General features: G+C 66.4%; 12 protein-coding genes, 1 tRNA gene and 1 riboswitch. Of the genes, 5 read left to right on the forward strand and 8 right to left on the reverse strand.

Features of this window, described 5'->3' with window-relative positions; translation table 11 throughout:
- Positions 1-321 precede the first annotated feature (321 nt).
- A complete protein-coding gene (locus tag ACPYN9_RS01260) occupies positions 322-1,059 on the reverse strand; it encodes a hypothetical protein (RefSeq protein ID WP_424463218.1) in 738 nt (245 codons plus the stop codon).
- 1,038 nt (positions 1,060-2,097) lie between these two features.
- Between ACPYN9_RS01260 and ACPYN9_RS01265 the strand changes: the two genes are divergently transcribed.
- Positions 2,098-2,853, forward strand: coding sequence for a hypothetical protein (locus tag ACPYN9_RS01265; protein WP_424463219.1), 756 nt, complete (start codon positions 2,098-2,100; stop codon positions 2,851-2,853).
- Between the two features lie 84 nt (positions 2,854-2,937).
- Here the strand turns inward: ACPYN9_RS01265 and ACPYN9_RS01270 are convergent, their stop codons facing one another.
- Complete coding sequence (locus ACPYN9_RS01270; RefSeq protein WP_424463220.1) at positions 2,938-3,591, reverse strand: hypothetical protein; 654 nt, start codon at positions 3,589-3,591, stop codon at positions 2,938-2,940.
- A 1,304-nt stretch (positions 3,592-4,895) separates the two neighbouring features.
- A tRNA-Lys gene (locus ACPYN9_RS01275) sits at positions 4,896-4,968 on the reverse strand.
- Positions 4,969-5,075: 107 nt separating this feature from the next.
- Here ACPYN9_RS01275 and ACPYN9_RS01280 point away from each other — a divergent pair.
- A complete protein-coding gene (locus tag ACPYN9_RS01280; RefSeq protein WP_424463221.1) occupies positions 5,076-5,507 on the forward strand; it encodes a DUF1801 domain-containing protein in 432 nt (143 codons plus the stop codon).
- Here ACPYN9_RS01280 and ACPYN9_RS01285 read toward each other — a convergent pair.
- Positions 5,422-6,564, reverse strand: coding sequence for an acyltransferase family protein (locus tag ACPYN9_RS01285; protein WP_424463223.1), 1,143 nt, complete (start codon positions 6,562-6,564; stop codon positions 5,422-5,424). The two genes, ACPYN9_RS01280 and ACPYN9_RS01285, sit on opposite strands and share 86 nt — an antisense overlap.
- A 77-nt stretch (positions 6,565-6,641) precedes the next feature.
- On the opposite strand from ACPYN9_RS01285, the gene ACPYN9_RS01290 reads away from it, so the two are divergent.
- The 3 genes from ACPYN9_RS01290 to ACPYN9_RS01300 all read left to right on the forward strand — a co-directional run bounded on the left by ACPYN9_RS01290 (position 6,642) and on the right by ACPYN9_RS01300 (position 10,211).
- Positions 6,642-7,694 (forward strand): MauE/DoxX family redox-associated membrane protein, encoded by a 1,053-nt coding sequence (locus ACPYN9_RS01290; RefSeq protein ID WP_424463225.1) that lies wholly within the window; start codon positions 6,642-6,644, stop codon positions 7,692-7,694.
- Between the two features lie 114 nt (positions 7,695-7,808).
- A complete protein-coding gene (locus ACPYN9_RS01295) occupies positions 7,809-8,084 on the forward strand; it encodes a hypothetical protein (RefSeq protein WP_424463226.1) in 276 nt (91 codons plus the stop codon).
- A gap of 177 nt (positions 8,085-8,261) precedes the next feature.
- Entirely contained in the window at positions 8,262-10,211 is a 1,950-nt protein-coding gene (locus ACPYN9_RS01300; RefSeq protein WP_424463228.1) for an amidase family protein, read from the forward strand.
- A 257-nt stretch (positions 10,212-10,468) separates the two neighbouring features.
- Here the strand turns inward: ACPYN9_RS01300 and ACPYN9_RS01305 are convergent, their stop codons facing one another.
- The 4 genes from ACPYN9_RS01305 to ACPYN9_RS01320 all read right to left on the reverse strand — a co-directional run bounded on the left by ACPYN9_RS01305 (position 10,469) and on the right by ACPYN9_RS01320 (position 14,539).
- Entirely contained in the window at positions 10,469-11,356 is an 888-nt protein-coding gene (locus ACPYN9_RS01305; RefSeq protein WP_424463229.1) for a bifunctional methylenetetrahydrofolate dehydrogenase/methenyltetrahydrofolate cyclohydrolase, read from the reverse strand.
- Complete coding sequence (gene glyA, locus ACPYN9_RS01310) at positions 11,353-12,648, reverse strand: serine hydroxymethyltransferase (RefSeq protein ID WP_424463231.1); 1,296 nt, start codon at positions 12,646-12,648, stop codon at positions 11,353-11,355. Before glyA ends, ACPYN9_RS01305 begins: the two co-directional genes overlap by 4 nt.
- Before the next feature lie 49 nt (positions 12,649-12,697).
- Positions 12,698-12,782, reverse strand: a riboswitch (ZMP/ZTP riboswitch).
- Positions 12,783-12,785: 3 nt separating this feature from the next.
- On the reverse strand, positions 12,786-13,415 hold the full coding sequence (locus tag ACPYN9_RS01315; protein WP_424463233.1) for a Pr6Pr family membrane protein: 630 nt from the start codon (positions 13,413-13,415) through the stop codon (positions 12,786-12,788).
- Between the two features lie 107 nt (positions 13,416-13,522).
- Positions 13,523-14,539 carry an AraC family transcriptional regulator gene (locus ACPYN9_RS01320; protein ID WP_424463235.1) on the reverse strand — a complete coding sequence of 339 codons (1,017 nt, stop codon included), beginning with the start codon at positions 14,537-14,539 and terminating at the stop codon, positions 13,523-13,525.
- Positions 14,540-14,599: the final 60 nt, after the last annotated feature.

Below are 14,599 nucleotides of genomic sequence, written 5' to 3' on the forward strand. Positions count from 1 at the left end.
AACAGCGTCCGGGAAGTAAGGCCTGCAACGGATTCTCTGCCGCCCTGTGACAGACCTTCTACTCTTGCTCACGCACCCTGATACGGGCCGCGCTTCTCGCAATTCGATTGCTGGAGCCTGAGGCACGCCAGGCCGAATGCCATCCTCGACGTCCGCGATCATGAGTCGAGATCGGGCCAAGACGGACGCAGGCCCGGGTCCCCAAGGGGCCTGCATCCGCCCGGTGATCAGGCAACTATGATTGCGTGCCCGGTCACCCATCCGGCTCTCTCCCCAGAAAGACCGGACGGTCTATCACCACGTGACAGGTCGACCTACCTACTAACAGGCCGCGCGGAAGGCCATGTCCGAGAAATAGACGGCTTGAGGCGAGTTCTCCCCGCCGTCAGTGCGGCTCGTCGCGGAGTAGTAGTGGAACGTCAAGCTCGAGATGGCACCCGGGAACAAGAGGTTGGTGACAGTGTTTGCTGCAGTGACCGGCGGATTACTCTGCTGAACACTCGTTACCCACGGTGAGGCGGCGATGCCGGACCCCGTGACCTGCGACGGATTGGCGTACGACGCTGGAGTTGCGGTGAAATATCCGGCATCTCGGTATGACTGATCAGTTGGCCAGGTGAATCCACCGAGAGTGAACCGGAGGTCCGACACCGGTCGGCTGAAGGTGAAGGTTACGGTCTGCCCCTGAGTGCTCGAAGTTGACGCCCCGGATCGCAGCTGCATCAACGAGAGTCCGTAGGGCCCTGTCTGCAGGTTGCGCGGGATCGGGTCGGCGTTGGTCGCTGGCGTGTAGTTGCTGGTGAACACGCTGGTTACGGATACGTTGATCGGTGCCACGACTGCTGGTGCGCCGTCCAACGTCACAGATGCAGTTCCCGAGGTCGGTGTCGACCTTGTGTAGTTGGGTGCCTGCGACTGCCCAGTCGTGAGGCGCAACACACCCTGATAGGCCTTTGAGCACGGAGATGCCACGGCCGCGGGCGCAACGGCGGCCACAGCAATGATCGGCGTGGCCCATGCGGCGGCTTTGAGCACGCCGCGGCGGCTTGTTTCTTCCATCTTCGACCATCCTTTTGTCCGTTTTGTCTCGCGGCGAACTCACGCGAAGTTTTTAGGGGTGGGGCAGACCCCGCTCTAGCTGTTCCCGGCCTAGGGCTCCCGGTTGCTCGAGCCAGAGCCGAGAGGCGCCGCATCTCGCGAGCGTGTTCCGCAGCTGCACCGACTCCAGACTTCACCTGTCGCAAAGTGACAGGAAAGTCTCCGCGGTCGCTCGACCTACCAACCAGACGTGAAGCTAGCAAGATGCACACCGCCGCGCTAATTCGGGTTCCAGCAAGCAATCGAACTACCCACCCATGCCCCAGGAACCTGCCACCACTCGAGTTCCTCAGCAGAGATAGAGAAACCCGCCTCAATGCTGGCCCTGAGAGGTGATTTTGTTCGACCACCAGACCCCGGCGCCCTCAATCCAGACAAAACCGGAGGCACTCGGCGATTCAATATTCACCCCACAAATCACCCGCGCAGGGCCTCCTCGATGCGCGGCACCTGATGATCCAGGCCTCGCCCTACAGCCGAAAAGCTGATGTAGATTCTTGCTTCACGGGATTCACTGACTCTTCACCCAAGAACTACACCACCTTCGAATGCGGCGAATTGCACGTCCATGCACCTCCGTCGCACGAACGCCAGGCCACCCCACATCGCTGCTGATGCGCTTCGGCGCTACTGAGACCTGGCAACGGTTCGCTTGCGGGGCGGTCGCGTACGGGGCGTCACGGCTCTCCGTTGGACGCGCTTCCTTGATTCGCGCTTCAGACGGGCTTCCCAGACCTAGCTTGCTCAGCACGGGACGCGTTGAGGGCTCTGAAGCAGACCGATCGCGCAACACGGTTCCGTATGGATGCGTCGATCAGCCTTGGCGATTCTCGGGAGCAGGCAGAACTCTGAGCACCGCGTCAAGAAACGCTCGCTCCGGCGGTTGCGCAATGCATGGATCTTCTCATTGCGCGTGCGAACTTCTCCAGATGCTGGATGCGGTACTAGCGCCGTGTGATGGTTACGTCGTCTCCTACCGATCAACGACAAGAGGAACACATGACACAGAGCAACTCACACGAGCCCGGGAACGTTAAACGGCGCACGATCATTACCGGCGCAGCGTGGACGATTCCGGTCGTTGCTGTCGCAACGACTGCACCGTTCGCCTCGGCTTCGCCATGCTCGCAGCTCTACGACGGCACCCTGCGTGTCACGACGGGGGTCGCCGGGGGAACGAACTACACGCGGACATCCCCGACTGCTGGCGCAGCGACAATCCCGCTCACCGGAGCACCCGCAACCGTGGCCCCAGTTGGCTTCACGGCTTCTAGCGTTTTCACGGCCGACTACGCTGCCGCGACGAACACTGACACGACGCCTCGCAACTTGCAGACCGGCGCGAATGGGCTTGCGCTGTTCCAGGTCCGTACGGGAGCCTCCGCATCGAACGCGAACGGACAAACCGTCACACTCACGTTCGATCGACCGGTTCAGAACCTGAGGTTCGATCTCAAGGGGTTCACGTGGCCGGCCGACAACACCTACCGGGACGTCGCCAACATCAGCCCCGCGCCCACAAGCGTCACCACGCTCGGAAGTCAGGTCTCGGGAACAGGTTCTGCCGCTTCCCCGTGGCAAGCAGCCGTCGTGCAGACCAACCCGGCCGTTTCGACGGCGAACTCGGTCAACGGCATCTTCTACGCCGGCCCAATTCAGACCATCACGGTCCACTATTACTCCTCGACGACGCTCACAACGAACGTCCCGCAGGCGATCTACTTCAGCAACATGACCTTCCAGGCTGGTTGCTAGCATTCGGCCACGCAGCAAGATGCCCCGCCGGGTGGTGGTCCGGCGAGGCATCTTGCTATGTGGCACGAAGGAGTGGGCGGGTGGTTACTGCCCGAGAGCTGACCTCAGTGCCCGGGCTGATTTGAACCCCGACTTCAGTGCCACTTCCTCGTATTCGACCGATGGAGGATGCTCGGTCAGTAAGTCAAGCGCGAGCTGTCGCCGATGATGGAGAAGCTCTCCTCGCGGAGTGGTCTCGTGACTCGCAAAGGCCCGATATAAATGCCCGATCGAGACGTTCAGCCTCTCGGCGATGTCGGAGGCTTGGAACCCGGCATCCGCGGCATTTGCCTCGATACAACGCAAGGCTCTCGAGAAGAGGTCTTCTGTCGGACTCATCTGGGCGTCGCCCATACGCTCGGAGAACAAGAGGCTTGACGCCAGCCGTTCCAGTCCTCGGCGCCATACAGCGAAGTGGGGAGCCGTGACGCGCATGTCGACGTTCAACGATGCGGTCGCCGCACTGACGAAAATATCTCGGAGACCTGCGTCGGCTTCGACCACCGCGGACGTCCGCTCACGCTCACGGAGACCGGGCAGCAATCGCTGAGGCTCGGTCCCCAGCACGATCCAAGCGAAAGGTTCCACATTAAGTACCTCGATTGCTGCATCATCCCTGCACAGAAGCACCTGTGATTCAGTTATATGTTGACCGGAACCGTCCGGCCGGATGATCGCGGCGCGACCGAGCACGGGCACAAGCACAAGCATCCGAACTTGCGGGTGCAGTTCGCGCTCCGTTCGCGGACGCAGAGCCGTAGATGAGTGCCACACCCTCCCAAGCGAGAAGCCATGTGAACGCATCACGTCACCGCGCACCCGGAGACGTGCTGAGCCTGTCCGCGCATCGAGTCCGATCCGCTTCAGCCAGGCCGCAGCGTCCCCGCCATGTAAGGCAACTCTTCGTTCGACTTCCATTCCCGACCTTGCTTTGTGAAGTTCAGTTACGAGAGCGAGTATTACAGAGGCAAGCACTTGCGCCAAGACCAGCGAGAGCCAATGAGCTGGGGCCGAGCCCCCATTGACCCCACAGTTGTCTGACGCTGCTCGCACTCAGGCCGCCGACACCCGCAGTGCGAGACGTGTCATCGGAACGGTGCGATTCCACTAGCTTCTGACTCCGACCTCGGTCTGCTTGCAGGTGAGATACCAGCACTTCACGCCGGTCGGCTCGCGTCTCGGGAATCAGGCTATTCGGGAATTCCAAGACCTGAGTGGATTCGCGCCCCACGCGAGTAGCCGGCGGTTTAGCTGCATTGCCCGTGAAGTTGTGAACGCGTTTTGATGGGGTTGCTCATTCGATGACGGTGTGGGGTCGGTGGTGATTTTAGGGATGGAGCCAGGTGTCGTAGATCGCGACCCTGGCTTCCGCGCTGCCCTCGGTGGTCACGTAGGCGCATTCCTGGGCCAGGGTTCGGTTGAGAAGTTCGGGACTGCGGTGTCGCCGGCGGCGTTGCTGGTGTCGGTCATCGTGCTCCGATCAAGGTGCGCAGACGGGCGCGTACCTTCGCGATCGCCGACAGCGTGGCTTGTTTCCGGAAGCGCACGTGTCGAAGCACTCCGTCAGTGTCCATGAGCTCGTGCACGAGCCGATGGCAAAGCGGATGCATGGCAGGCAGATCCTCATCGCGTTCGTTCGCAACCCAGGACCCGTTCAAGAGGTGCGTGGCGCCCCGGTAGTCGATGCGGTGCAGTTCGAAGCGACGCTTGGTGCCACGACATCATCGAAAGCGTTGAGACGCAGTTTCGACCCGGGCACGCCGACCTTGGATGACCGTGCCGATGACAGCCTGCGCGACGCGGACATGCTCGCCCTTCGAGACGGATGTGTTGACGAAACGACTCCGTCGAAAATGAGCGCAGAGGTGCGGGGGCGACGACGCTCGTGCTACGACGAGCTGGTCACGGTGGCTACGTGCCTGGAATTCTCGATGACGTTCCTCAGTGGCGAGGTCGACGACGACGCTCCGCTTCGCAAGGAACCCCAGGGCGATGGAGATGAGTGGGCCCGGTGGGGCTCGAACCCACGACCCGCGGATTAAAAGTCCGATGCTCTGCCAACTGAGCTACAGGCCCCACAATCGCCGAGCGTGCGGCGACCGTGGGGAATCCTATCGCGAATCCAGCTCACGATTCAGCCGCAGCGGCCCCACTTTGTCGGTGGCCGGGGCCATAATCTCGTCATGGCAGAAACAAAGACAAAGCCGTCCGATGTCTCACCCGATCTCCTCATCGACCAGGCCGAGCCGGCGGGGCGGCGAGAGGATGCGCGCATCCTGAAGGAGATCATGGATCGGGTCACGGGCGAGGAGGCCGTCGTATGGGGGCCGACGATGATCGGCTACGGCACGTACCACTACACCTACGAGAGCGGGCACTCGGGCGACGCGATGATCCTCGGCTTTTCGCCTCGCAAGGCGTCGATGTCGATCTACGGCCTGCAGATGTGGGCACCGGAAGGGCTCATCGAGCAGCTCGGCAAGGTCAAGCTCGGCAAAGACTGCATCTGGGCGGGGCGCTTCTCGTCGCTCAACCTGGAGGTGCTTGAAGAGCTGGTTCGGATCGCGTGGTCGAAGCGGAAGGACCTGCAAGCAATGTTTCCGGGGGGTGCCTGAGTGACAGCACCCCGATAACCCGCTCGATCGGGCCGACCCCGAGGTATCGGCGCCACAGGCCTGCGAAAAGGATGCAGACCACCATGATGGCGATCATCGTGAGCACGCCCTGAGGCTGCCGGTACACCAGGCCGGGGCCCGCGAGCCAGTTCTCCTCGCCCAGCAGCAGCTGCGACCAGATCGCCGTCAGGATGATCACGTGCAGGCAGTAGATCGTGAACGCCATCGTGCCCATGTCGGCGAGCGGCCTCGTCAGCCTGGCGAACCACGTGCGCATCCGCTCACCCGAGTAGTCGCCGAGCAGCTGGATACCCGCGTAGGCGAGCAGCGCGAGGCCAAGGTCGCGGGTCTCGTCCCCGTACGAGCCGGACTGGGCAACGCCGGTCGTGGCCTCCTCCCAGCCGCGCATGAGCAGTGACGCGCCAAGGAACACCGCTCCCCCGCCGAACACCCACGCCGTGCGGCGGAGGTTCCCGAGCTGCCACCGCGCGAGCAGGAAGCCGATGAGCAGCATCGGGAGGAGGTTCGTGAGGCGGTACGCGGAGCCGAGCACCGTCCAGTCCAGCAGCAGCGCGGTCGGGTCGTACATCGACGTCGGTGAGAACGCCGACGTGAGCGCCCAGTTGCGGGCCGCCTCGTTCACGAGCGGAGCCGCCGCCAGGAACAGCACGGCCGCCCCCGCCGACCATGCAGCGGGAAGGAACAGGAACGGCGTCGCCACGAGCATCATGATGCCGAGGAAGTCGAGCACGATGAGCACGCCAGAGAAGTTGATGCTCAAGAGCAGGCCGACCAGGATCAGCACGATCGACTTGATGACCCACGAGATCGCGAAGAAGCTCTTCCGCCGAGAGTCCCAGCGCGCCGCGTCGCGCAGCTGGTAGCCGGCGGTCACGCCGATCACGAGCGCGAAGAGCGGCGAGGCGGCATCGTTGAGGAAATGGAAGAGCACCTCCAGCACCCGCGGTTCGCGGTCATCGAGGAACACGACCGTGTGAGCGATGATCATGGCGAAGATCGCGAAGCCGCGCACCACATCGAGGGAGTTCAGGCGCATGCGTTGATTTTCGACGGCCCCGCGCCACCGGTCAAGCTCGGCCGCTCGACGCGCCGCACAACGACGATAATGAATGCGTGCTTCCCACCTTCGTGATCTTTCCCGTTCTCGTCGCCTGCGTGCTCATAGCCAGCGGAGCGCTCAAGCTCCCGCAGCGTTCCCGCACGCTGCAGTCGTTCGCCTCCTTCGGCCTGCCCGCCGCACTGCGCAAGCCGTGGACCGCCGTCGCGCTCCCCGTCGGCGAGATCGTCCTCGGCGCAGCGCTGCTGCTCCTCAGCGGGCCCACCTACCTCGTCGCAGCGGCCCTCGCGGCGCTCCTCATGGCCGCCTACCTGGCCGTCGTCGCGCGAAGCGTCGCCAAGCGCCAAGCCGTCGACTGCAACTGCTTCGGCGCGCTCAGCACGGAGCCCGTCAGCCAGGTCACGATCTGGCGCAACGCCGGGCTCACCCTCGCGGCGCTCTTCGCGCTGCTGCTCCCCGGCATGTCCCTCGGCGTTCCCGCGCAGCTCGCTCTGTTCTCGCTCGGTGATTGGACGTGGCTCGTCGCCATCGCGATGGTCGCCCTCGTCGGCATCGTCGCAAGCCTCGTGAAGACGCCTGCCGCCCCGGCCAGCTCGCCCGCGAGCGCGACCCCCGGCCAGGACTTCGAGCTCGTCGACCAGAGCCCCGACCTCATCTCCGACCCGAGCGCCCGCGACATGATCCCGCACAACCTCGAGCTCGTCTCGGGCGACGGCTCCCCCGAGCTGCTCTACAACCTCGTTGTCATCCCGCAGAAGACGACGATCCTCATCTTCGCCCGCGTCGGGTGTGGCTCGTGCGGCCCCGTGCTCAGCCAGATCGGCGACTGGTCGCGACGCCTCGGCGACAACGCCCAGATCATCGTCGCCACCTCCTCGAGCCGCGCCTCCGTCAAGAAGTCCTACCCGGGCGCTCTGCCCTCCACGTACTTCGGCGCGAAGGCCGTCACCGAGTACTTCGAGGCCGAAGCCACCCCCGCGGCCCTGCTGCTCGCCGCGGACGGCACCATCGCATCCGCCCCCGAGTACGGCAGCGAGATCATCACCGAGCGCATCGAGCAGCTCCTCGCCTCGTTCGACGCGCAGCGCGAGGCTCAGCCGCAAGGCTGACGCGCAGGGCGCGGATGCCCGGCAACTCAGCTTCGCGGCCGAAGCGCCGCGCCCCCTCCGGCTCGTACCGTGAAGGTGTCGGGATGCACCCCGGCCGAGCACTGGAGGTTCAGCATGAGTGAGCAGTACGTCGTCATCACCGAGACCGTGAGCATCAGCGCGGTCGGCACGAAGCTCGGGCACTCCGAGCCAGTCGGAACGGAAGCCGACGGCCTCGAGCTGCTCGAGCAGGTGGCCCGCGGCGTCTTCCCCGACCTGCACACCCCGTACCGGCCGGGCCGAACCTTCCGCGTCAGCGAGACCGAGTACGTCGACCGCCGCGAAGGCAAGGCGCTGCCGAAGAAGCAGACCCGCATCACCCTCACGCGCGTGGTCGCGACGCGCGACTGAGCGGCACCGGATGCACGGCCCCGGCGGCGAGGAGCCCCGGGGCCGAACTCGTGCCCGCCCTCGTGCGGAGCACAACACACGCCCGTGCGGAGAACAACACACGCCCGAAACAGTCGCGAAACCGGCTCGGCAGAGACTGGCGACACTCCACGTCGTCCCCCACCGCAAAGGTCTCCGTTGCCACACAAGCCAGCCCTCCGTCGAGTCACCCAAATTACCGCCGCCACCGCCCTCTGCTCCGGCCTCGCCCTGAGCGCCGCGGTCACCGCGCCCTCGGCGTTCGGCGCCCCGAGCACCGAGGTCACCCTCCCGGCAGCTCCTGAGGTCGTGAACCTCAGCGTCACCGACGCGCTGGCGCTCCTCGAGGCAGGCAGGACGACATCGGTCGACCTGACCCAGCGCTACCTCGACCGCATCGCGGCCTACGACGACCCCTACGGCGACCAGCCGGGCCTCGCCGCCGTCATCCTCGCAAATCCGGACGCGATCACGACCGCAGCGACGCTCGACGCCGAGCGCGCCGCCGGGAACCTCCGCGGGCCGCTGCACGGTGTGCCGATCCTGGTCAAGGACAACTACGCGACGTTCGACATGCCCACGACCGCGGGAAGCGCATCCCTGCACACCTACCAGACCGAGCTCGACTCGACCGCCGTGCAGCGGCTGCGCGACGCGGGGGCGATCATCATCGCGAAGACGAACCTCTCCGAGTTCGCGTGGCACGGCACCTACACGCTCAGCTCCGAGCGCGGCCGCACCAACAACCCGTACAACAAGGCGAACAGCGCCAGCGGCTCGAGCGGCGGAACCGGCGCAGCGGTCGCGGCGGCGTTCGCGCCGGCCGGTCTCGGCACCGACTCGTGCGGCTCCATCGTCGGCCCGAGCGCGCACCAGAGCCTCGTCGGCTACCGCCCGACGATGGGCCTCACGAGCGTCACCGGCATCGTGCCCCTGTCGCTTCGCCAGGACGTCTCCGGGCCCATGACCACCACCGTGACCGACGCCGCGCTCCTCATGGAGGTGCTCGCCGGCTACGACCCGACCGACCCGCAGACCGTCATCGCCAACGAGCAGGACACCACCTCCTACGTGGCGGGGCTCAGCGACACCGCCCTTGAGGGACAGCGGATCGGCTACATCCGCTGGGACTACGAGGAGAACCCCGACCGCCCGGGGCTCGCCGAGACCACGACCCTCATCGACCAGGCCGTCGAGGACCTCCGCGCGCAGGGCGCCGAGGTCGTCGAAGTGCCTGCCTTCACGAGCGAGTTCCTCACCGGCACGCTCAAGAGCGGTGGCTGGATCGACATGCGCCCCAGCATCGACTCGTTCTTCGCCAGCACCGCGGCGACGTGGCCGGAGGGACTCGCCGAGCTCACGGGCGACCCTGACGAGCTGACCTTCGCCGACGTCATCGCCGACGGCAAGTCGTCGATGACGCAGGACGACATCGACTACTTCCTCAGCAACGAGGACATCCCGAACGCGGCCTACGACGCCGCCGTGGCCGAGCAGGACGCGGGCAAGGCCGCCATGGACCAGTTCTTCATCGACAACGACCTCGACGCCCTCGCGATGCCGACGAGCGCGACCTCGGCGACGCCCGACTGGGCAGGCACGACGTTCTGCGACCTCGGCGCCAACACGGGCATCCCGACGGTCTCCCTGCCAGCCGGCTTCACCTCGACGGGAGCCGCGGTCGGACTCGAGCTCGCCGCCCCGCGCAGCCAGGACGCCGCCCTGCTCGCCATGTCCTACGACTACGAGCAGGCGACGCTGCACCGCGTCGCACCGGCCACGACGCCCGAGCTCGCCATTGCAGCCCCCACACCGGCCCCGACTCCCGAGGAGACCACGGCACCGCCGACGGCTGGCCCCACCGCCGCCCCTACGGCGGAGCCGACCGCAGAGCCGACGCCCGGCACGACCGAGTCGCCCACAGCATCCGCTGCCCCGACGGCAACCGCGGCACCCACGGCTCCCGCTGAGGCCGGTGGCACGCCGACACTCGCGCAGACCGGAGCCGCCGACGCCTCGTGGCTCATGACGCTCGCGCTTGCGCTCGTCGCCGGTGGAGCCGGAGTGCTCGGTGTCAGCGTCGCTCGGAAGCGCAGGCACCAGGCCTAGCTGTCGCCGACGGGGGCGGATGCGGGCGCAACGACCCGAAGTCCGCCCTCGTCGCCTACGCGCTCGCCCAGGGCGGGGTTGTGGTCGTCAAGACGCGGCTTTGACGACCACAACCCCGCCCTGGGCGTGGCAAAGCGCGGCAAGGCGCGGCGAAGCGGCGGGCGGCGAGGAGCATGGAAAGCACCGCGCGCTACCGACCGCAGAAGGGCGTGGCAGTTCGAGGAACTGCCAACGCCCTTCTGCTGTGGATGCGGCGCTTAGACCGCAGGGTTGAGGCGCTCTGCCTGCTCGACGACGTTCTCGAGCAGCAGAGCACGGGTCATGGGGCCGACGCCGCCGGGGTTCGGCGACACCCAGGCCGCCACGTCCCACACGCCGGGGTCGACGTCGCCCGCGACCTTGGACTTGCCCGTCTCCGGGTCCTCGACCCGGCTCACGCCGACGTCGAGCACCGCCGCGCCCGGCTTGACCCATTCCGGGCGGACGATGCCGGCCACGCCAGCCGCCGACACGATGACGTCGGCCTCACGCGCGAGCACCCCGATGTCCGGAGTTCCCGTATGCGTGAGGGTGACCGTGGCGTTGTTCTCGCGGCGGGTCAGGAGCGGCCCGATGGAGCGACCGACCGTCACGCCGCGTCCGATGACGAGCACGTGCTTGCCGTTCAGCGAGATGTCGTTACGGCGCAGCAGCTCGATCACGCCGCGCGGCGTGCACGGCAGCGGGGTCACGATCGGGTCGTTGGCGTTGAGCACGAGCCGCCCCAGGTTGGTGGGATGCAGCCCGTCCGCGTCCTTCGACGGGTCGATGCGCTCGATCACGCGGTCCTGGTCGATGTGCTTCGGCAGGGGCAGCTGCACGATGTAGCCCGTGCACGCGGGGTCGGCGTTGAGGCGGTCGATCTCCGCCTCGAGCTCCTCCTGCGTGGTCTCGGTGGGCAGGTCGACGCGGATCGACTCGATGCCGACCTCGGCGCAGTCTCGGTGCTTGCCCGCGACGTACCACTTCGAGCCGGGGTCGTCGCCGACGAGGATCGTGCCGAGGCCGGGCACGACGCCACGTTCCGCGAGCGCGGCTACACGCTCGCGGAGCTCGGCCTTGATCTCAGCCGCGGCCTTCTTGCCGTCGAGTGCGGCAGCCGTCATGCTTCGCCGAGGCCCGGGTAGAGCGGGAACGCGTCGGCGAGCGCCTTCGTGCGCGCGCGGAGCGAAGGCAGGTCGGCGCCGGGGAGCAGCGCGAGCGCGATGACGTCGGCGACCTCGGTGAACTCGGCGTCGCCGAAGCCACGCGTCGCGAGCGCCGGCGTGCCGATGCGGAGCCCCGACGTGACCATGGGCGGGCGGGGGTCGTTGGGAACCGCGTTGCGGTTGACCGTCACGCCGACCTCGTGGAGGAGGTCTTCCGCCTGCTTGCCGTCGATCTCGGCGTTGCGCAGGTCCACGAGCACGAGGTGCACGTCCGTTCCGCCGGAGCGGACCGAGATGCCCGCATCCGCGACATCAGCCTGCTGGAGTCGGTCGGCGACGATCTTCGCGCCGCGCAGCGTGCGCTCCTGGCGGTCCTTGAAGTCGTCGGTCGCGGCGAGCTTGAACGCCGTCGCCTTGCCGGCGATGACGTGCATGAGCGGGCCGCCCTGCTGGCCAGGGAACACGGCCGTGTTGATCTTCTTCGCCAGGTCGGCGTCGTTGGTCAGGATGAAGCCGGAGCGCGGGCCGCCGATGGTCTTGTGGACGGTGCTCGAGGTGACGTGCGCGTGAGGCACGGGGTTCGGGTGCACGCCCGCGGCGACGAGGCCAGCGAAGTGCGCCATGTCGACCCACAGGTAGGCGCCGACCTCGTCGGCGATCTCGCGGAACTTCGCGAAGTCGAGCTGACGGGGGTACGCCGACCAGCCGGCGACGATGACCTTCGGCTTGTGCTCGAGCGCGAGCTCACGCACCTGGTCCATGTCGATCTCGGAGGTCTCCGGGTCGACGCCGTACGCGACGATGTTGTAGAGGCGGCCGGAGAAGTTGATCTTCATGCCGTGCGTCAGGTGCCCGCCGTGGTCGAGCGAGAGGCCGAGCAGCGTGTCGCCTGGACGTGCGAGGGCGTGCATGACGGCGGCGTTCGCGGTCGCGCCGGAGTGCGGCTGCACGTTCGCGAACTCGGCGCCGAAGAGCGACTTGGCACGCTCGATGGCGAGGTTCTCTGCGACGTCGACGACTTCGCAGCCGCCGTAGTAGCGGCGGCCCGGGTAGCCCTCGGCGTACTTGTTGGTGAGGACGCTTCCGGTGGCTTCGAGGACGGCGCGAGGAACGAAGTTCTCGCTGGCGATCATCTCGAGCGTGGAACGCTGGCGGTCGAGCTCCTGCTCGAGGACCGCTGCGATCTCGGGGTCTACTTCACTCAGCGAAGCATTGAATGAATCGGCTGGGGCGTTGAACGTATCGGTCACGAAGACTCCTTCAGGAAACCGGATGGCACGGCGAACATGTGGTCGTGAACCGGCGAGCCCAGGCGAACGGCTCGAAAACCCGAAGAGCCGCTCCCCGGTGGTTACCCACCTCAACGCCAGTCGCGGCCGAGAGAAGTCTAGCGCGACTTGGACGACGACCGCGAGAGCCTCGTGACGAGCCAAGTGAGCGCTAGGCCGAGGACGACGAGCCCGATGATGGTGAGTGCGACGGGCGCGTATCCGCCGTTCGCCGGGTTGAGGAACGGGTACGGGTACCAGCCGGTGAGGTTGCCGCGCACGAGCGAGAACGCGGCATAGCCGGCCGGGAAGATAAGCCAGATGAGCGCGGGGGCGAAGCGGATGCGCTTTGTCGGTCGGTCGATGAGGAGGTCGATCAGCATCACCACCGGCATGGCGTAGTGCAGCACGATGTTGTTCCACGGCACCGCGGTGAAGGCGACATCGGTGAGGCCGGAGAGCAGGAGTGCGAACCCGATGCCGACGATGAGGATGTAGACGGTGACGGCCGCCCGGAACGCGTTGATCCGCGCACCCTGCGCATTCGCCGCAGTCGCCACGGCGCTGAGCAGCAGGGACAGCACGACGAGGATGTTGGTCTCGATCGTGAAGTACGCGAAGAAGTTCTCGGGCACCCACGTGCCTCGGTCGATGATCGTCGCGATCTCGGACACGATCGACGAGAAGGCGAGGAGGCCGAACCCGAGTTTCGCGGTGACAAGCGCTGGGCGGTGAATCGACGAGGCCAATGGAAGTCCTTCTGCTGGCGGCGAGGGGAATCGAAGTGCGCTGCGCGCCGCGCGCAGCGGCGGCGGGGACGCCTGAGAGCAGGAGTCGCATGCCTGAGGCTACGCGCTCAGACGCGCTCTTTGCGGTAGTCGGCGGGTGTCACGCCGAGTCTCGAGAGGAAATGGCGTCGCATCGTCGTCCCGTCCCCGAACCCGGCCACCGCGGACACCTCGCTTAGCGGCATGAGCGGCTGCTCGATCAGGAGCGCGGCCGCCGATCGCACCCGCCGCGCGGCGATGAGCCCGGCGACGCCGTCACCCTCGTCGGCGAGGTCGCGGTAGAGCTTGCGCCTGCTGATGTGCAGGGCGCGAGCGATGCTGTCGGCGTCGAACCCCTGCAGCACGTGGTACTTCTCGATGAGGTCGTGCACGGCGGCCTTCAGCTGCTGCGACTGCTGAACGGGCGACAGCATGGGCGGCGCAACCTGCAGGAGGGCGGCCCGCAGGAGGTCGTAGAGCACCGGCTCCGCGATGACCGCAGTGCGCTGACCGTCTCTCGCGGTGGTTGTCGCCTCCACCAGGTACCGGCCGATAAAGGCGAGGAAGGCCGTCGAGAGCGCCGTCTCGGGCAGCCGAAGCGGCCAATCGGCGGCCGCGAACCTCGCGTCGTTTGCCGTGTCCTCGATCGGAACGGCCATAGCGAGCGTCTCGACGACGCCGATCGCCGTCGTGACGAGCGCATGCGTCGAATTCACGACGAGGATGTCGCCCGGCCCGAGCACCCCGGCCTGCCTGCCGGTCCGGAACCTGAGCGAACCGCGGAGCACGCCGATCGCGATGAGCTTTTCCCGCGAATCGCGGCTGAAGTCCTCCCCCTCGCGGTCAGCGCCTGAGCTCGTGCGAAGTGTTCCGCAGAGCTGCACCGAACCCACACTGGCCTTGAGCGTGTAGGCGTGGAAGTCAGCTGCGGAGGCCCCGCTCGCCGGCTTCGAAACGCCGAGGAATTCAGCGAGCCCCGATTCCCCGTGGAACTGCTCGAATGCCCCGGGGGCCAGTTCATCCGCCGCGAAATAGGCGAACGGCTCACCCGAGTGCGAGGTGCGGGCTATCCAAGCACTGAGATCCTGCTTTGAACTCCCCGGCACCAAATACCCCCGAAAACAACGCGCACGCTCTTCGGACCAGGATACCGAGGAATGCGAGAA

This window comes from Pseudoclavibacter helvolus (genome assembly GCF_049707175.1).
GTDB classification, from domain to species: domain Bacteria; phylum Actinomycetota; class Actinomycetes; order Actinomycetales; family Microbacteriaceae; genus Pseudoclavibacter; species Pseudoclavibacter helvolus_A.